The organism is Streptomyces sp. NBC_01283, assembly GCF_041435335.1.
Classification (GTDB): Bacteria; Actinomycetota; Actinomycetes; order Streptomycetales; family Streptomycetaceae; genus Streptomyces.
Genome location: NZ_CP108430.1, coordinates 6,770,476 through 6,787,450 on the forward strand (window position 1 = coordinate 6,770,476; position 16,975 = coordinate 6,787,450).

The 16,975-nt window shown below is 69.6% G+C and carries 15 protein-coding genes; 11 read left to right on the top strand and 4 right to left on the bottom strand.

From position 1 onward, the window contains the following. Nucleotides 1–37 precede the first annotated feature (37 nt). Genes OG302_RS30650 through OG302_RS30660 form a run of 3 tightly spaced genes read left to right on the top strand, consistent with a single transcriptional unit; the run spans nucleotide 38 to nucleotide 3,178 of the window. Nucleotides 38–1,339: a sugar ABC transporter substrate-binding protein gene (locus tag OG302_RS30650; RefSeq protein ID WP_371529726.1), complete on the top strand. Its 1,302-nt coding sequence runs from the start codon at nucleotides 38–40 to the stop codon at nucleotides 1,337–1,339. Nucleotides 1,340–1,358: 19 nt separating this feature from the next. Beyond that, entirely contained in the window at nucleotides 1,359–2,348 is a 990-nt protein-coding gene (locus tag OG302_RS30655; protein WP_371529727.1) for a carbohydrate ABC transporter permease, read from the top strand. Beyond that, nucleotides 2,345–3,178, top strand: a complete 834-nt coding sequence (locus OG302_RS30660) for a carbohydrate ABC transporter permease (RefSeq protein WP_371529728.1) — start codon at nucleotides 2,345–2,347, stop codon at nucleotides 3,176–3,178. The genes OG302_RS30655 and OG302_RS30660 overlap by 4 nt, the downstream gene beginning before the upstream one ends. Nucleotides 3,179–3,216: 38 nt before the next feature. Here the strand turns inward: OG302_RS30660 and OG302_RS30665 are convergent, their stop codons facing one another. Beyond that, nucleotides 3,217–4,116, bottom strand: coding sequence for a chitosanase (locus OG302_RS30665; RefSeq protein WP_371529729.1), 900 nt, complete (start codon nucleotides 4,114–4,116; stop codon nucleotides 3,217–3,219). Nucleotides 4,117–4,229: 113 nt separating this feature from the next. On the opposite strand from OG302_RS30665, the gene OG302_RS30670 reads away from it, so the two are divergent. Together OG302_RS30670 and OG302_RS30675 are read left to right on the top strand one after the other, a co-directional pair. Beyond that, the gene (locus OG302_RS30670) at nucleotides 4,230–4,448 is read left to right on the top strand and encodes a hypothetical protein (RefSeq protein ID WP_371529730.1); all 219 of its coding nucleotides are present in this window, start codon (nucleotides 4,230–4,232) and stop codon (nucleotides 4,446–4,448) included. A 24-nt stretch (nucleotides 4,449–4,472) separates the two neighbouring features. Then, nucleotides 4,473–5,573, top strand: coding sequence for a hypothetical protein (locus OG302_RS30675; protein ID WP_371529731.1), 1,101 nt, complete (start codon nucleotides 4,473–4,475; stop codon nucleotides 5,571–5,573). A 174-nt stretch (nucleotides 5,574–5,747) separates the two neighbouring features. On the opposite strand, the gene OG302_RS30680 is transcribed toward OG302_RS30675, so the two are convergent. After that, entirely contained in the window at nucleotides 5,748–6,479 is a 732-nt protein-coding gene (locus OG302_RS30680; protein WP_371750281.1) for an SDR family NAD(P)-dependent oxidoreductase, read from the bottom strand. Between the two features lie 67 nt (nucleotides 6,480–6,546). On the opposite strand from OG302_RS30680, the gene OG302_RS30685 reads away from it, so the two are divergent. Beyond that, the gene (locus OG302_RS30685; protein WP_371529732.1) at nucleotides 6,547–7,272 is read left to right on the top strand and encodes a VWA domain-containing protein; all 726 of its coding nucleotides are present in this window, start codon (nucleotides 6,547–6,549) and stop codon (nucleotides 7,270–7,272) included. Between the two features lie 28 nt (nucleotides 7,273–7,300). Here the strand turns inward: OG302_RS30685 and OG302_RS30690 are convergent, their stop codons facing one another. Next, the gene (locus OG302_RS30690; RefSeq protein ID WP_371529733.1) at nucleotides 7,301–8,248 is read right to left on the bottom strand and encodes a tyrosine-protein phosphatase; all 948 of its coding nucleotides are present in this window, start codon (nucleotides 8,246–8,248) and stop codon (nucleotides 7,301–7,303) included. Between the two features lie 430 nt (nucleotides 8,249–8,678). Between OG302_RS30690 and OG302_RS30695 the strand changes: the two genes are divergently transcribed. The 3 genes from OG302_RS30695 (at nucleotide 8,679) to OG302_RS30705 (ending at nucleotide 11,711) form a co-directional block, all read left to right on the top strand. Continuing rightward, the gene (locus OG302_RS30695) at nucleotides 8,679–8,882 is read left to right on the top strand and encodes a cold-shock protein (RefSeq protein WP_160504463.1); all 204 of its coding nucleotides are present in this window, start codon (nucleotides 8,679–8,681) and stop codon (nucleotides 8,880–8,882) included. A gap of 94 nt (nucleotides 8,883–8,976) precedes the next feature. Continuing rightward, on the top strand, nucleotides 8,977–10,623 hold the full coding sequence (locus OG302_RS30700) for a DEAD/DEAH box helicase (RefSeq protein ID WP_371529734.1): 1,647 nt from the start codon (nucleotides 8,977–8,979) through the stop codon (nucleotides 10,621–10,623). A gap of 194 nt (nucleotides 10,624–10,817) precedes the next feature. Next, on the top strand, nucleotides 10,818–11,711 hold the full coding sequence (locus OG302_RS30705; RefSeq protein WP_371750282.1) for a pentapeptide repeat-containing protein: 894 nt from the start codon (nucleotides 10,818–10,820) through the stop codon (nucleotides 11,709–11,711). Nucleotides 11,712–11,723: 12 nt separating this feature from the next. Here OG302_RS30705 and OG302_RS30710 read toward each other — a convergent pair whose 3' ends face one another. Continuing rightward, nucleotides 11,724–12,638: a hypothetical protein gene (locus tag OG302_RS30710; protein ID WP_371529735.1), complete on the bottom strand. Its 915-nt coding sequence runs from the start codon at nucleotides 12,636–12,638 to the stop codon at nucleotides 11,724–11,726. Nucleotides 12,639–12,877: 239 nt separating this feature from the next. Between OG302_RS30710 and OG302_RS30715 the strand changes: the two genes are divergently transcribed. Together OG302_RS30715 and OG302_RS30720 are read left to right on the top strand one after the other, a co-directional pair. Continuing rightward, nucleotides 12,878–13,675, top strand: coding sequence for a serine protease (locus OG302_RS30715; RefSeq protein ID WP_361826704.1), 798 nt, complete (start codon nucleotides 12,878–12,880; stop codon nucleotides 13,673–13,675). Nucleotides 13,676–13,872: 197 nt separating this feature from the next. Next, on the top strand, nucleotides 13,873–16,965 hold the full coding sequence (locus tag OG302_RS30720) for an endo-alpha-N-acetylgalactosaminidase family protein (RefSeq protein WP_371529736.1): 3,093 nt from the start codon (nucleotides 13,873–13,875) through the stop codon (nucleotides 16,963–16,965). Nucleotides 16,966–16,975 lie beyond the last annotated feature (10 nt).

The following is a 16,975-nucleotide window of genomic DNA, read 5'->3' on the forward strand; positions in this document are numbered from 1 at the left end:
CGGCGCAGTTACAGCACGTACCCATGAGGGGGCCGGTATGAAGCGACGGGTCATCGCGGCAGGTATCGCCATGACGCTCGGACTGACCGCGACGGCATGCGGCAGCGATGACGGGAGCGACAGCGGCGACAAGGCGACCGACGGCAAGGGCAAGACCCTCACCGTATGGATCATGGAGGGGACCAACCCCGACGCCAGGCCCTTCTTCAAGGAGGCCGGGAAGGCGTTCCAGAAGAAGACCGGCGCCAAGATCCACGTCGAGTACCAGCAGTGGGCCACCGCGCAGAAGAAGTTCACCACCGCCATCGAGGGCGGCGAGGACCAGGTCCCGGACGTGGCCGAGGTCGGTACGACCTGGGTGCCGCAGTTCGCCGAGACCGGCGCCCTCGTCGACGTGACCGACGACGTCAAGAAGTCGGGCCTGGGCGGCGACCTCGTCGAGGGCCTCAAGGACGCGGGCACGCTCGACGGCAAGCAGTACGGCATGCCCTGGTACGCGGGCGTGCGCGGCATCGTGTACCGCAAGGACATCTTCGAGAAGCACAAGCTGAAGGCCCCGACCACCTGGAAGGAGCTCCAGTCCACGGCGAAGACGCTGAAGGACAAGGAGCCCGGGATGATCCCCTTCCCGGTCGCGGGCGGCGCCGAAATGTACGCCACCCCCTTCATCTGGGGCGCCGGAGGCGAACTCGCCACCGAGCAGGGCGGCAAGTGGAAGTCCGGCATCAACTCGCCCGAGGCCGTGAAGGGCATCGAGTTCTACACGGGCCTCGCCACCAAGGACAAGGTCTCCCCGGCCAAGGTCAACACCTGGACGGAGAAGGAGGTCGGCGACGCCTGGGGCAAGGGCCAGGTCGCCATGTCCGTCAACGGCAACTGGACCCCGAAGGCCATCGTCGAGGCCAACCCCGACCTCAAGGGAAAGCTCGGCGCCGTGCCGATCCCCGGCCAGACCGGCGGCATGAGCAAGTCCTTCCTCGGCGGCTCCTACCTGTCCACGTTCAACACGGACAAGAAGGACCTCGCCTGGGAGTTCGTGAAGATGCTGACCACGGGTGACTTCGCGGCCAAGTGGGCCGAGGAGACCAACTACTTCCCGGGCCAGAACTCCGAGCTGAAGAAGATCGAGGCGAAGAAGGACCCGCTGGTCGAGCCGTTCGCCAAGCAGATGCTGGAGGCCGGCGCGACCGTCCCCAAGACCAAGGCGTACGGCGAGATCCAGGCATCGAAGGTCATCCCCGGCATGGTGCAGTCCATCCTGACCGGGAAGTCCTCCGTCCAGGAAGCGGCGGACAAGGCCGCCAAGGACATGGACGCGATCTTCGCCAAGGACAAGTAGGCAAGGGCGAGCCGGCACCGTGAAAGACACGCTGATCGGCGACGGGCCCAAAGAAACGAAGGCCCGTCGCCCCGCCCCCCGTCCGGAACACGAAACGGCCCTCCGCAAGAAGAAGCTGATCGGCCTCACCCGGCCGTGGCTGCTCCTCGCACCCTCCCTCCTGGTCCTCGCGGGCCTGCTCCTCTGGCCGCTGATCCAGGTCGGCAAGCTCTCCATGCAGGACTACGCCGTCAAGTTCGGCGGCGGAGTGGGCACGTACACGGGATTCGACCACTACACCGACCTGCTCGGCAGTGCACTCCTGTGGAAGACGGTCCTGCCCAACACGGCGTTCTTCGCGATCGCCTGCGTCGGCCTCACCGTCGCCCTCGGCACGCTCGTCGCTCTGCTCCTCAACCGCCTCGGCCCGGCCTGGCGGCTCATCTGCTCCATCGCCGTCCTCGCGGCCTGGGCGATGCCCGCCGTCACCGGCACGTACGTCTGGATCTGGCTCTTCCAGCCGCAGGACGGCATGGTCAGCCAGATCGCGGGCTCGATGGGGCTCATCGATCCCGAGACCACCAACTGGTTCACCGAGCGCGGGCCGTTCTACGCGATCGCGACCCTGAACGTCGTCCACCACGGCTTCCCGTTCGTCGCCATCACCGTCCTCGCCGGCCTGATGACGATTCCCAAGGAGCTCTACGAGGCGGGCGAGCTGGACGGCGCCAACGCCTGGCAGCGGTTCTGGAGGATCACGGTGCCGACGATCAAGCCCGTCTTCCTCGTCGTGACCATCCTCTCCACCATCTGGGACTTCAAGGTCTTCACCCAGATCTATCTGATGCCGGGCGGCGACGGCGCCAACGAAGAGGTCTACAACCTCGGCGTCTTCTCCTACATCCAGGCCTTCGCCAAGAACGACTACGGCACGGGCGCGGCGGCCGCGGTACTGCTGACCCTGCTGCTCCTGGCCATCACGGTTGTCTACATCCGCACGCTGTTCCGGCAGGGGGAGGAGGACCTGTGAGCGTCCGTCGCACCACACTCGCCGCACGCATCGGGCTGCCCGTCGGGGTCATCGCCCTGCTGGTCTTCGCGCTCTTCCCCGTGTACTGGATGATCTCCACGGCGCTCGACCCGAAGGCGGTCACCCGCGGTTCGGACGTGCTGCCGAGCGGCCTCAGCTTCGAGCACTTCACCTATGTGTTCGAGAAGGGCAACTTCGGCACGTACCTGTTGAACTCGGCGATCGTCGGCTTCGGCACGATCCTCGCCGCCGGGGTGCTCTCGCTCTTCGCGGCGATCGCGGTGGCCCGCTTCAAGTTCCGGTTCCGCACCTCCGTACTGATCATGGTCCTGATAGTGCAGATGGTGCCGCTGGAGGCGCTCGTCATCCCGCTCTTCATCCAGATGCGGGACTACGACATGCTCAACTCGCTGCTCGGCCTGACGATCGTCTACGTCGCGCTCTCGCTGCCCTTCGCGATCTGGACCCTGCGCGGCTTCGTCCAGACCGTGCCCAAGGAGGTCGAGGAGGCCGCGTACATCGACGGGGCGTCCTGGTTCCGGATGTTCCGGTCGGTGCTGCTTCCGCTGGTGGCGCCCGGACTCGTCGCGACCTCGATCTTCGCCTTCATCACGGCGTGGAACGAGTTCGTCTTCGCGTACACGTTCATGAAGGGCAGCGACAAGTACACCGCCGCCGTGGGCATCTACCAGTTCTTCGGTGAGAACTCCACGGCCTGGGGCCCGGTCATGGCCAGCTCCACGCTGGTCACCGTGCCGGTGATGATCTTCTTCGTGATCGTGCACCGGAAGCTGGGCTCGGGCCTGGCGGCGGGCGCCGTCAAGGGCTGATCCCCTCTCCCGGCGGGGGGGCGTTCAGGGCCGCGGAACTACGGAACCCTGAACGTCTCCCCGTACACCTTCCAGGTCAGCGGCGTCTTCAGGCTCAGATTGCCGTCGTAGAGAAACTGGCGCTGCGCCGTGTCCACGCGCGTCGTGTCGCGGTGCGCCTTCTCGGACTTCATCGCCGAGCGGCGGATGTCCAGGAAGATGTCGAGGTACGCCTTCTCCTTGCCGCCCTGCGCGGGCGTGTCCGCCTCCTTCAGGGCCGCCTCGCGCAGGCCGTAGAAGCCGCGCGGTCCGGTGCCGGGGCCGTGCAGCACCATCGCGTCGTAGTAGATGAACTGCCCCAGCGTGCCGAGCCCGTCGAGCTTGGCGAGGCGGACCGCCGGGTCGAAGTAGATGCGGTCGCGCGCGCTGTTCTGGGCCTTGCGGAAGCCGGGCTCGTCGGCCTCCGCCTTCCAGGCCTTGGTGAAGCCGGGGTCGAGGCCCTCGTGCGAGTCGGTGCCGTCGACCTTGCGCAGGGCGGGCAGATAGCGGGCCAGGCCGTTGTCCGGGTGGTCCTTCGTGTACCGCTCGACGAGGGTGAGCAGGTCGTGCGTGCCGGTGCAGAAGCCGATGATCCCGGCGGTGTAGCCGTGCCCGTCGTCGATGTCCTCGATGTAGCCGTACTGCCCGCGCCAGTTCAGCGTGGAGTTCTCCGCGCTGGCGATCAACTGCGAGGCCAGCTCCTTCTTGGCGGGCGCCGCGAGGCCCGGGGGGAGGTCCGCGATCAGCTCGTCGTCGGCCTTGATCTCGGCCGCCGACTTGTCCCGGTCGTAGGGCCGCTGGGTGCTGGTCCCTTTCCCGTCGGCTCCGGGGGCATCGCTGTCCGAGTCCCCGCCGAGGAGGTACACGGCGACCGTGGCGACCGGGGCGACGGCGAGAAGGAGGAGGCCTGCGCGTTTCATTCGCACAAGATTACGTGCGGTTGTGCGGTAGCGCGCCTTCCGGATCCGGCTCTATTGACTATTAGTCAATTTCGCACCAGTCTCGGGAGCCGTACCCGGTCATGGGAGGCCCTATGAGCACCGAAGCGCGGGAGCAGCTCAGCAAGGAGCTGCGGGACGAACCACCGGAATCCTTCGGGCAGTTGGCGCCCGAGCAGTCGGCCCTGCTGGCCGACGCGCTGCACCGCGAACGCGAGAGCCGCGCCTCGGGTCTGAACGAAGCCGCCGAGGAGGCGCTGAAACTGGTGCCCGCGCTCGCCCGCGGTCCCGTGCGCCGGATTCTGTTCCGATAGCCCGACACGAAGAGGGGACAGGCCATGGACAAGCTGCGGAGCAGGGCGGAGACCCTGAAGATCGCGCGTCTTCTGGACGTGGACCCGGACGGGCTCGCGTTCCTGCGGACCCTCCCCGTCGAGGACGTACGCCGCTTCCGCGAGCAGTGCGTCGCGGCGCTCTTCGACCGTACGCCCGAGATGCTGGACCGGATCGCGTCCGCGACGAAGCTGGTGCCGGCCGGGGTCGCCGCCGCGATCTCGCAGAAGGCCCTGGGTCCGCGGCTCGCCGCCGGGGTCGCCGGGCGCCTGGAAGCGACGCGGGCCGCGGACATCATCGAGAAGCTGCCGGTGCCGTTCACCGCGGAGTCGTGCGGGCATCTCGACCCGCGCAAGATCAAGGGCATCGTCGACCGGCTCGACGAGGGCCTGGTGGTGCGGATCGCGGTGGCGCTCGCCGAGCGCGGCGACCACCTGACCATGGGCCGCTTCGTCGGCTACCTGCGCGACTCCGCACTGAGCCGCATCCTGCCGCAGGTGGACGACGCCGCCGTCCTGCGGACCGGCTTCATGATCGACGTGCCCGGACGGCTCGGCCAGATCATCGACCTGATGGGCGCGGAGCGGCTCGCGTCGGTCATCGCCTCGGCGCCGGGGGAGGGCCTGTGGCCGGAGGCGCTGGCCGTCGCCGGGATGGTGACGGGCGAGCAGCGTGGCCGCATCGCCTCGCTCGCCGCGGCGCGCCCGCAGGAGCAACTCGACTCCCTGGTCGTGACGGTGAGCGAGCAGGACCTGTGGGAGTCGCTGCTGCCGCTGGTCGCGCTGCTGGGGGAGGAGGAGCGCCGGGCGGTCGCCGTGCTCCCTTCCCTGCGGGATGCCGAGGTGCTGGGCGGGGTGGTGCGGGCGGTGGTGGCGACGGGGCTCTGGGCGGAGTTCCTGCCGCTCGTGGGCTTGCTGCCGGAGGAGTCCCGGAAGGTCGTCGCGGACGCGGCCGGGGCGCTGCCCGCGCCCGACCTGGACGCGCTCGCCCGGGAGGTCGACAAGCAGGACCTGTGGGACCTGGTCATGCCGCTGGTGGAACTGATGGACGACGAGGCGAAGACCCGGATCTTTGAGCTGCCGGCGTTCCAGGAACAGGTGGGGTAAGGGCGATTTCTCTTCCCCAACCCCGCCCCTTCCCGAAAACCCGCCGGTGCGGGGGCCTTGGCTGCCGTCATCACCGGCTTCGCCGAGTTCGTCCTCATCCTTTCGGGGGTCCAGGGGCGGAGCCCCACGGTTTCGGGAAGGGGTGGGATTGGGGAAAGCCCCGCAGGGCCCGCCCTACCCCGCCGTCGACCCGCCGTCGACGGCGAACTCCGCCCCCGTGATGTACGACGACGCCTCCGACGCAAGGAAGAGGACCAGCTCCCCGACCTCCTCGGGGCGGCCCACCCTGCCGAGCGGCAGATGCGACCAGTCCCGCCCGGCGGAGGCCGAGGAGATCATCGGAGTGTCGATCGCCCCGGGGTGCACGGAGTTGACCCGCACCCCATACTCCGCCAGATCCAGCGCCGCGCTCCGCGTCAGCCCCCGCAACCCGAACTTCGTCGACCCGTAAGCCGCATGCCCCCGTATCCCCACGAGCCCCGCCGTCGACGAGACGTTCACGATCGAGCCGCCCCCCGCGTCCCGCAACGCGGGCAGCACCGCCTGGATGCCCAGGAACGGGCCGAGGAGATTGACCCGGATCAGCGTCTCGAAGTTCTCGTACGTCTCCTTCTCCACGGACGCCGTCCGCCACAGCGCGGCGTTGTTCACGAGCGCGTCCAGGCGGCCGAAGGCCGCCACCCCGGCCGCTACGGCCGACGCCCAGCTCTCCGCCTCCGTGACGTCATGACGTACGAAAAGGCCCTGCTCGCCCAGGGACTTGGCGACCTCGCGCCCCTCCTCCTCGCGCACGTCCGTGACCACCACCCGCGCCCCGGCCTCGGCGAAGAGCCGCGCCTCCGCCGCACCCTGCCCACGGCCCGCACCGGTGATCAGTACGGCCTTGCCCTCCAGTCCGTAAGAGATCACGTCACGCCACCCGCCTCTCCCGTACGCTCGGCGTTTTGGGACGGACGGGAGAGTGGAGCCGCACATGGGACCGGCGATCAGCCTGAGCAAGGTGGAAGAGGCGGCGCCCGCGCTCGTGAGCCTCTACAAGTCCGCCGGGGTCAGCCTGCGCAAGTACGGCCTGGAGGGCGAACGCGCCGCCGTCTACCTCGTCGTCGACTACTCCGGATCCATGAAGCCGTACTACAAGGACGGCACCGTCCAGGCCCTCGCGGACCGCGTCCTCGGTCTGTCCGCGCACTTCGACGACGACGGCAACGTGCCCACGGTCTTCTTCTCCACGGACGTCGACGCCGTCACGGAGATCGCCCTCGACCGCCACCACGGGCGGATCGAGGAGATCGTCGCCGGGCTCGGTCACATGGGCAAGACCAGCTACCACCTGGCGATGGACGCCGTCATCGACCACTACGTGGACAGCGGTTCCACCGCGCCCGCCCTGGTCGTCTTCCAGACCGACGGCGGCCCCATCAACAAGCTCGCCGCCGAGCGGTATCTGTGCAAGGCGTCGAAGCTGCCGCTGTTCTGGCAGTTCATCGGCTTCGGTGACGCGAAGAGCAAGCAGTTCGACTACCTCCGCAAGCTCGACGACCTCGCTGTCCCCGCCAAGCGTGCCGTCGACAACGCGGGCTTCTTCCACGCGGGGCACGACCCCCGGACCGTCTCCGACGACCGCCTGTACGACCAGTTGGTGGGCGAGTTCCCGGCCTGGCTCGCGGCGGCGCGGGCGCAGGGGATCGTGACCACCTGAGCCCCGCCGTCCTCCCGCGCCGCGTGCCCTAGCCGACCATCCGCTCCCGCAGCGCGAGAATCGTCCGTGCGTCAAGCCCGAGTCCCTTCGTCAGATAGCCGCTGAGGCTGCCGTACTCCGCCTTGACCTCGGTCAGTGCCGCTTCCAGGTAGCCGGTGCGGACCTCCTGGAGGGGGATGAGGAGGTCGGGGTTCTGCATCAGGCCGCTCTGCTTCAGGCCCTCGCGCACCTTCGCGTCGTACGCGGCCCGGTAGGTGTTGGACGCCAGGAAGTCATCGACGACGGTGCTCTCGGGGACGCCCACGGCGCGCAGCAGCAGATAACTGGTCCAGCCGGTGCGGTCCTTGCCGGCCGTGCAGTGGTAGAGCAGCGGTGACGTCTTGCCGCCCTGGGCGATGTCGCGCAGGGTCGCCGCGAACTGGGCGCGGTTGGGGCCGTCGGTGACGAAGGTGCGGTAGACGGCGCGCATGAAGGCGTCCGCCTTGCCGTTGCCCAGCATCTCCTCCTGTTTGACGGGGTCCCTGGAGCCGATCACGGTCATCAGCGTCGTGAAGAGGCCGTTGTCGTTGATCGCCCGGGACGTGACGGCGAGCCCGGCGGGCAGCCGGTCGGCCCCGTCGTACCGCACCTCCGCGGGCACCCGGAAGTCGACGACCTTCTTCAGGCGCAGCCCGGAGAGGGTGGCGACATCGGCGTCCGTGAGCTTGGCCAGGGCGTCGGCGCGGAAGACCTGGCCGTACCGGACCCGCTCGCCGTCGTAGGTGCGGTAGCCGCCCAGGTCTCTTACGTTCACGGCGCCCTGGAGAGGTATCTGCCGCACGCCGTCGGCCATGGCGCGGGGGTGGTGCGGGGCGTGCCGGGCCGTGCCGCGCTCGGGTGCGGCGGGCTCGGCGTGGGCCGCCCAGACGGGCAGGGTGCCGAGCGCGAGCGCGGAGACCGTGACTCCGACCGCCGTACGGGTTCGGGTGATGCGCATCGGGCCGCCTTCCTTTGAGAGCGGTCGCCATGGCCACACGTCGATCAACCAAGCGATTGTTTGGCAGAAGGTAGCGGGGTGTCCCGGCAGGGGGAAGGCACGTCTAGTTGCTGTCCGGCGGAGCGTTACAGCGGCGGCGCCTCGGAGGGGCCTGCGCCGCGTGCTGTCACGGCGGGCGATGGGGCGGGTGGCGCAAGGGGGGCGGCCTTGTGTCGTGCGGCACGTGGGCCCCGGAAACAACGGGTCCCTCGTCCGTGTTAGGCTTATGCGTCGCAGTTTTGGTACCCATGAACTTTATGTGCGCCTGACGGGAATGCTCCGAGGGCGCATTATTGTTTTTTTCCGGTCTCTCCGGGATGGGGGTCATTGCAGCGCTTGGAATCCACAATTCCGTGGCTTTCCTTACTCTGCCCCTGTTGAGGAGATTGACATGGCAACTGGCACCGTTAAGTGGTTCAACGCTGAAAAGGGCTTCGGCTTCATCGAGCAGGACGGCGGCGGCCCCGACGTCTTCGCCCACTACTCGAACATCGCGTCCTCGGGCTTCCGTGAGCTCCTCGAGGGCCAGAAGGTCTCCTTCGACGTCACGCAGGGCCAGAAGGGCCTGCAGGCCGAGAACATCGTTCCCGCCTGATCGTCGTAGCACGCGAACCTCATAGCCGGGGCCCGCACCAGAAAGGTGCGGGTCCCGGCTTGTGCTGTCACCAGGTCCAGGAAGGCATTTCCGTATGAATCGCTCCGAACGCCCTGCACGTCCTGCCCGCGGGCGCTCCACGAACGCACGCGGAAAGGCCCCGGTGGCCGGCGGCGGCCAGGCGAAGGGCGCCGCGAAGAAGCCGGGCCGTGCCAAGCCCAGGCCCGTCGGCGGTGAATTCGCGCTGCCCGAGAGCATCACGCCCGCACTGCCCGCGGTCGAGGCGTTCGCCGACCTGGACATGCCCGAGGCCCTCCTGAAGACGCTGGCCGCGCAGGGCGTCACCGAGCCCTTCCCGATCCAGGCAGCCACGCTCCCCAACTCCCTCGCGGGCCGCGACATCCTCGGCCGTGGCCGCACCGGCTCCGGCAAGACCCTCGCCTTCGGCCTCGCGCTCCTCGCCCGCACCGCGGGCCGCCGCGCCGAGCCGCGCTCCCCCCTCGCCCTGGTGCTCGTCCCCACGCGTGAGCTCGCGCAGCAGGTGACGGACGCGCTGACGCCGTACGCGACGTCCGTGAACCTGCGCATGTCGACGGTGGTCGGCGGTCTCTCGATCACCAAGCAGGCGAACACGCTCCGCCGCGGCGCCGAGATCATGGTGGCGACCCCCGGCCGTCTCAAGGACCTCATCGAGCGCGGCGACGCCGATCTCTCGCAGGTGCGGACGACGGTCCTCGACGAGGCCGACCAGATGGCCGACATGGGCTTCATGCCGCAGGTCACCGCGCTCCTCAAGCAGGTCGAGCAGGGCGGTCAGACCATGCTCTTCTCCGCGACGCTGGACAAGAACATCGACCGCCTGGTCCGGATGTTCCTGACGGATCCGGTGGTGCACTCGGTCGACCCGTCCGCGGGTGCGGTCACGACGATGGAACACCACGTTCTGTACGTCGCCGACGAGACCGACAAGAAGGCGGTGGCCCTCCGTATCGCCGCCCGTGAGGGCCGGGTGATCCTCTTCCTGGACACCAAGCGTGCGGTGGACCGCTTCACCAAGCGGCTGCTCGCCAACGGTGTAAGGGCCTCGGGTCTGCACGGCGGCCGTTCGCAGCCGCAGCGCAACCGGACCCTGGACCAGTTCAAGACCGGTCTGGTGACCGCGCTGGTCGCCACCAACGTGGCGGCCCGCGGGATCCACGTCGACGACCTCGACCTGGTCGTGAACGTCGACCCGCCCACCGACCACAAGGACTACCTCCACCGCGGCGGCCGTACGGCCCGCGCAGGTGAGTCCGGCAGCGTCGTCACGCTCGTCCTCCCGGACGAGAAGCGGGAGATGACGCGTCTGATGTCCGACGCGGAGATCAGCCCGAAGACGGCGCGCGTGAAGTCCACGGACGAGGAGCTGGCGCGGATCACCGGTGCGCGCGAGCCGTCCGGGGTGCCGGTCGTGGTCGAGGTTCCGCAGCAGCAGCAGGCTTCGCCGCAGCGGGGGCGCCGTCGTCCTGCCGGGCAGGGAGGCGGCGGCCAGCGTCGCTCTCGTCCGCAGGGGCAGTCGTCCTCCCAGGGGCAGGGTCAGTCCCAGGGCGGCCAGTCCAGGGGCCAGTCCCAGGGCGGCCAGTCCAGGTCCCAGTCGCAGGGTGGCGGCAGGCCTTCCGCCGGGGGCGGCGCCGCCGGCGGTGGCCGTGCCAGGCGTGGCGGCGGGCGCCCCAGCGGGGGCGCGGGGCGCCGGGCCGCGTAGTCCGTGCCCCGGCGGGGGCGCCTTGCCCCTGCTGGGGTGGCTCTCCCGCCCGTCCACCTGATCACCCCGCATTCACCCTGACCGAACAGGCCTTTCCCACCCCCCCCCACCCGATTGCCCCGTAGCGGCGGATGGTTGGAGCGGGTGGGGAACCTGCCCCGAGGGAGGCCCTGATGTCTGAGAAGTCGAGCCGTATGGAGCCCCGGGCGGAATCCGGCGAGCGGCAGGTGCTTCCCCTCGTCGAGCGCGACGACCGGGCGGAACTGCGCGCCGACTGCGGCAGTTGCTTCGGGCTCTGCTGCGTGGCCCTCACCTTCTCCAAGTCCGCGGACTTTCCCGTCGACAAGGCGGCCGGCACCCCCTGCACCAACCTCCAGCAGGACTTCCGCTGCGGCATCCACCAGAAGCTGCGCCGGACGGGCTTCTCGGGCTGCACGGTCTACGACTGCTTCGGCGCGGGACAGAAGGTTTCCCAGGAGACCTACGGCGGCACCGACTGGCGGCAGGACCCCGACAGCGCCCGCCAGATGTTCGACGTCTTCCCGGTGATGCGCCAACTCCACGAACTGCTCTGGTACTTGACCGAGGCGCTCACCCTTCCCGAGACCCTCCCGATCCGGGCGGATCTCCAGCGCGCGCTGGACAGGACCGAGCACCTCACCCAGGGCACCCCCGCCGCCGTGGCCGCGACGGACGTCGCCGCGCACCGTGAGGACGTCAACGTCCTCCTCCTGCGCACCAGCGACCTCGCGCGCGCGGACATCCGCCGTAAGAAGAAGGACCGCCGAGGAGCCGACCTCTTCGGCGCCCGGTTGCGAGGCGCCGATCTCCGGGGCGTCACCCTGCGCGGTGCCTACCTCATCGCCGCCGACCTCCGTGGCGCCGACCTCCGCAGGGCCGATCTGATCGGCGCGGACTTCCGGGACGCGGACCTGCGGGGCGCGGACCTCACCGGCAGTATCTTCCTGACGCAGTCGCAGGTGAACGCGGCGAAGGGCGACGCCGACACGAAGCTGCCGCCGTCCCTGGAGCGCCCCGGCCACTGGGGCCAGGCCTCCGCGAAGCCCCGCGAACGCACCCTCACGTAACGCGCCGCGCCCTCACGTATCGCACTCAAGCACCGTCCGGCACAACGTGCACCGCGCCCGCATCCGCCCCCGGGCAGGCAGCCGGATCCGCTGCTGACACGTCGGGCAGGGGAACGAGACCCGCAGCGGCTCCGCCCCGGCCGGTCCACGGGAGAACGAGTACGCCCCGCCCCCGGCGCCGGAGACCCCCGCTCCATCCGGGCCGCGCTCCAGCGCGTACCGCCGGTCCTTCGCGTACCGCCGCCGCCCCGTCCAGCCCGCGGCCGTCAGCGGAGGCTGCTGCTCGTCGCGCCTGGCCTGCGCGAGTCCCTTCGTATAGGCGGTGTACGCCTGGGCGCTGGTGAACCACGTCTCCGGCGCCTCACCGAAGGCGATGGCCCGCTTGGCCAGGACGTACCCGAACTCCTCCGGCGTGAGATAGCCGAGCTTCTGGGACGAGGCGCCGTCCTCGCGGTAGGCGTCCAGGAGGAGCCAGCCCGCGCCCAGATAGGTGGTGGCGGTGTCCGTGAGGATCTCGTTGTCGCGCGTGCCGGGGAACGTCAGATCAAGCCGGTGCAGATACACGTGCATGACCTCGTGGGCGAGCGCCGCGCCGATGTCCCTGCGATGCGTGCGGAACCGGTCGTTGAGCTCGATGAAGTACTCGGGCCCCGCGGTGAGTTCGACGTTCGCCGCGTGTTCCATCTCCCGGAAGCCGACGATCATGCGGGCGTCCGGCAGCCGGAGGTGCCGCACCATCTCGCGGGCCACGCGCTGCACGCCCAGGTACAGGTCGTCCTGGTCGGAGAAGGCGACGTCGGCGGGGGCGATGCTGGCGTCGAAGGTGTGGACGCTGTCGTACGACAGGCGTTTGTAGAGCGCGGTGATCGCGGAGCGCACCGTCTCCAGATGGGGGTAGCCGTGCACCACCGGCCCGCCGTCCGCCATGCCGGCACCCCCAGGAGACGTCTTCAACCCGCCTCCACTGTAAGGCCGGTCCTCGTCGGCAGGATGGGGCGCCGTGACGGCTGCTGGCCGAAAACCGCCCCTTGCTCTATGCGGACACTGATCTCCATAATCCGCAACAACGCTTTGGCGGGCTCATGCCATTCTCGCGTTCGTCGTGGGGAGGCAGCGGGGCCGCCGTCGCGCGTACCCCCCACGAACCCCCCACGAAGGGAAGCCCGTTGAACACCAAGCTGCGTGGAGTCAAGAGAGCCGCCACCCTCGGTGCCATCGCCCTCGCCACCGTCAGTCTCCAGCCCGTCGCCGCCTCCGCGGCCCCTCACCCCGGCCCCACCCCGGGTGAGCGCGTGGTCGGCGGCACCCCCGCCGAGCAGGGCGAATTCCCGTTCATGGTCCGTCTGTCGATGGGCTGTGGCGGCGCGCTGTACGCCAAGGACATCGTGCTGACCGCCGCCCACTGCGTGGACGGCTCGGGCGACAACACGAGCATCACCGCCACCGGTGGTGTCGTGGACCTGGAGAGCCCCGACGCGATCACGGTGAAGTCCACGAAGGTCCTGCAGGCGCCGGGTTACAACGGCAAGGGCAAGGACTGGGCGCTCATCAAGCTCGAGAAGCCCATCGACCAGCCCACGCTGAAGATCGCCAAGGACGACAAGCTCAACAACGGCGACTTCGACATCGCCGGCTGGGGCGCCGACAAGGAGGGCGGCGAGCAGCAGCGCTACCTCCTCAAGGCGAAGGTCCCCTTCATCAGCGACGCCGACTGCGAGGCCGCCTACGGCGCCGACCTCACGCCCGGTGAGGAGCTCTGCGCCGGGAACCTGGCGGAGGGCGGCACGGACACCTGCCAGGGTGACTCCGGCGGCCCCATGTTCCGCAAGGACGAGGCCGGGGAGTACGTCCAGGTCGGCATCGTCAGCTGGGGCAACGGCTGTGCGCGCCCGAAGTTCCCCGGGGTCTACACCGAGGTGTCGACGTTCGCCGGTGACATAGAGAAGGCGGCGTCGGAACTCTGAGTTCTCGCTGTACGCGGGGCCGGACCAGCCACTGGTCCGGCCCCGCGTTCGTGTCGGCACGGTCCGCCCCGCGAGGCGGACACCCCCCGGCGGCGGACCCCCGTTAGTCCAAGACCTGCCTCCCCTTTGTCCATGGGCGCACCCGTCCCTTCCGGCGCAGGGTGACCGCACCGAGATCCGTCCCACGGAGGGGTGCCATGCAGCCGTCAGACACGTCCGGCCCAAGCCGCAGAGCCGTAGTCGCCACGGGCGCGCTGGCCGGGGTCGGCGCCGCCGTCGGCCTCGGGGGCGCGGCAGCCGCGTCGGCGCGGCCCGCGGCGGCGGGCGAAGCCGTCCTTCGCTCCGCCGACCTCGAGGTGCGCGTCGCCACCGACTTCCCCCGCGTCGTCTCGTACACGGACCGCGCATCCAAAGCGGTCCTGCACGCACAGCCGGAAGCCGTCACCACGCTGCTGGTGGACGACGTCCCGCACACCCCGACGGTGACCGTCACCCACCAGGGGAGTGACCGCGTCGCATACGTCCTGGCGCTCGGCGGCGGCACCTCCCTCACCGTCGAGATCGCCCTCAAGGGGCGCCAGGTGCACTGGCGCGTGACGGAGATCGACGACACCGATGCCCTGCGCGTCGGCACGCTGCGCATCCCCGGGCTCACCCTCCTCGCCGTACGCAGCGACCAGCCGGGCGCCACCCTCCTCGCCGCCAAGGTCCAGCTCGACAAGGCCAAGAGCGGCGACACGGAGGTGAAGCCGACCCCGGACACCGCGGCGGAAGCGGCCACCGGATGCGCCTACGCCGTCGTCGCGCACGACACGCTGGGCGGCGCCGTCGAGACCAACACCGTCTACGACAAGCCCACCACCGAGGCCGGGACCACCTGGGACAACGGCAGGCTCCGGCGGGAGACCGTCAGGAAGAGCGGCTACGTGGAGGCCCGCCTCGCCCCCGGCCAGTGGACGCACCGCGCGGCCACCGCCGCCGTCGGCGACACCGAACCACTGCCGTACGCCACCGTCGTCATCACCGGCGACCGCAACGGCGACGGCAAGGTCGACTGGCAGGACGCCGCCATCGCGTTCCGCGACATCATGGTGAAGCCGCTCGGCGCGGACGAGCAGCATCTGCGCGTCGTCCCGCACATCCCGTTCAACTTCGCCTCGCAGGCCACGAATCCGTTCCTCGCGACCCTCGACAACGTCAAGCGGATCCACCTCGCCACGGACGGCCTGCGGCAGTACACGCTGCTCAAGGGCTACCAGTCCGAGGGCCACGACTCCGCCCACCCCGACTACGCGGGCAACTACAACACGCGCGCGGGCGGCCTCGACGACCTCAACACCCTGGTCAGGGAAGGCAAGAAGTGGAACAGCGACTTCAGCGTGCATGTGAATGCCACGGAGTCCTATCCCGTCGCGAACGCCTTCTCCGAGAAGCTCGTCGACAAGGGCAATGAGCAGTGGGACTGGCTGGATCAGAGCTATCGCATCGATCAGCGGCGCGACCTGGTCTCGGGTGACATCGCCCAGCGGTTCGGTGATCTGCGGGACGAGGCCGACGGCGCGCTCAACGCCCTCTACATCGACGTGTTCCGCGAGTCCGGATGGACCTCCGACCGGTTGCAGCGCACCCTGCGCGAGCAGGGCTGGATCGTCACCAGCGAGTGGGGGCACGGCTTCGAGCGCTCGTCCGTCTGGTCGCACTGGGCGACGGAAACGGATTACGGTCCCGATACCTCGCGGGGCATCAATTCCCGGCTCATCCGCTTCGTCCGGAATCACCAGAAGGATGTTTTCGCCGACAAATGGCCGACCCTTCTGGGTATTGCCCGCATGGGCAATTTCGAGGGCTGGGTCGGCAAGACGGACTGGTCGTATTTCTACGATCTGATCTGGACCGACTCACTGCCCGCCAAGTATCTCCAGGCCTATCCCATCAAGTCCTGGGGCGAGCACGAGATCAGTTTCTTCGGGGAGAGCGCGACGACGGTCTCCGACACGGGCGGCACCCGCCGGATCGTGACCGACGGCCGTGTCGTCTACGACGGGGGCAGCTATCTGCTTCCCTGGGAGCCGCGCAAGGCCACCGACCCCGCCAAGCTCTACCACTACAACCCCCAGGGCGGTAAGGGGAGTTGGCGGCTGCCCCGCGGCTGGTCCGGGCTCTCCACGGTCGCGCTGTACCGGCTCACCGACCAGGGCCGGGTCTTCGTCGCCGATGTCCCGGTGCGCGGCGGCAAGGTCACCCTCGACGCCAAGGCCAAGCAGCCCTACGTCCTCTACCGCCGACGCGCCGCCGCGCTGCCCGACCCCGGCTGGGGGCAGGCCACCCCACTGCACGACCCCGGCTTCAACTCCGGTTCGCTGCGCGGCTGGAAGGTCTCCGGGCCCGCCTCCGTCGAGCTCAGCAAACTCGGCGACCACGAGCTCGTCATCGCCCCGGGCGGCAAGGCCGCCGTCGGGCAGCGGCTGCGCCGCCTGAAGGCGGGGGCGTACGTCGCCTCCGTACAGGTCGAGGTCGGGGAGAAGGCCGGCGACGAGCGCAGGGCCGCCCTGGAGGTGCGCACCGCCGACGGTGTCACCGCCGCCAATTGGACGCAGACCTCCACGGCGGGCAACTACGTGGCGGCCGACCGCAAGCACGGCACCCGCTTCCAGCGGATGTTCGTGCCCTTCACCGTCCCCGACGGCGGCGGACCGGTCGAGCTGACACTGCGGGCCGACGCGGGCGACGCGCGCGTGCGCTTCGACAACGTACGCGTCGTCCCCGCCACCCGTGGCAGCTCACTCGCGGAGGGCAAGCTCGCCGCCGAGGACTTCGAGCACGTTCCGCAGGGCTGGGGGCCGTTCGTGAAGGGCGACGCGGGGGATGTCACCGACCCGCGCACGCACATCGCGCAACGCCACGCCCCCTACACGCAGCGCGGCTGGAACGGCAAGGCCATCGACGACGTCATCGACGGCTCCCAGTCCCTCAAGTCCCGCGGCGAGAACGCCGGGCTCGTCTACCGCACCGTCCCGCACACCGTCCGTTTCGAGGCGGGCAAGCGCTACCGCGTCTCCTTCCGCTACGAGAACGAGAAGGCGGGGCAGTACGCGTGGATCACCGCCGTCGACGAGCCCGCGGCGCGCGAGACCGACCGCAAGGAGCTGCCCGTCGCGACCCAACCCACCGTCCTGACCTATGAGTTCACCGCACCCGCCAAGGGCGAGGCGTGGGTCGGGTTGCGCAAGAGCGGGGACGACGGCACCGCGGAGTTCACCCTCGACGCCTTCGAGGTACGGGAGATCTGAGGCGCCCTCC

Coding starts and splice junctions, on each gene's coding strand:
- OG302_RS30650 (WP_371529726.1), top strand. CDS start 38: ATGAAGCGACGGGTCATCGCGGCAGGTATCGCCATGACGCTCGGACTG.
- OG302_RS30665 (WP_371529729.1), bottom strand. CDS start 4,116: ATGAAACGCGCAGGCCTCCTCCTTCTCGCCGTCGCCCCGGTCGCCACG.
- OG302_RS30670 (WP_371529730.1), top strand. CDS start 4,230: ATGAGCACCGAAGCGCGGGAGCAGCTCAGCAAGGAGCTGCGGGACGAA.
- OG302_RS30675 (WP_371529731.1), top strand. CDS start 4,473: ATGGACAAGCTGCGGAGCAGGGCGGAGACCCTGAAGATCGCGCGTCTT.
- OG302_RS30685 (WP_371529732.1), top strand. CDS start 6,547: ATGGGACCGGCGATCAGCCTGAGCAAGGTGGAAGAGGCGGCGCCCGCG.
- OG302_RS30690 (WP_371529733.1), bottom strand. CDS start 8,248: ATGCGCATCACCCGAACCCGTACGGCGGTCGGAGTCACGGTCTCCGCG.
- OG302_RS30695 (WP_160504463.1), top strand. CDS start 8,679: ATGGCAACTGGCACCGTTAAGTGGTTCAACGCTGAAAAGGGCTTCGGC.
- OG302_RS30700 (WP_371529734.1), top strand. CDS start 8,977: ATGAATCGCTCCGAACGCCCTGCACGTCCTGCCCGCGGGCGCTCCACG.
- OG302_RS30705 (WP_371750282.1), top strand. CDS start 10,818: ATGGAGCCCCGGGCGGAATCCGGCGAGCGGCAGGTGCTTCCCCTCGTC.
- OG302_RS30710 (WP_371529735.1), bottom strand. CDS start 12,638: ATGGCGGACGGCGGGCCGGTGGTGCACGGCTACCCCCATCTGGAGACG.
- OG302_RS30720 (WP_371529736.1), top strand. CDS start 13,873: ATGCAGCCGTCAGACACGTCCGGCCCAAGCCGCAGAGCCGTAGTCGCC.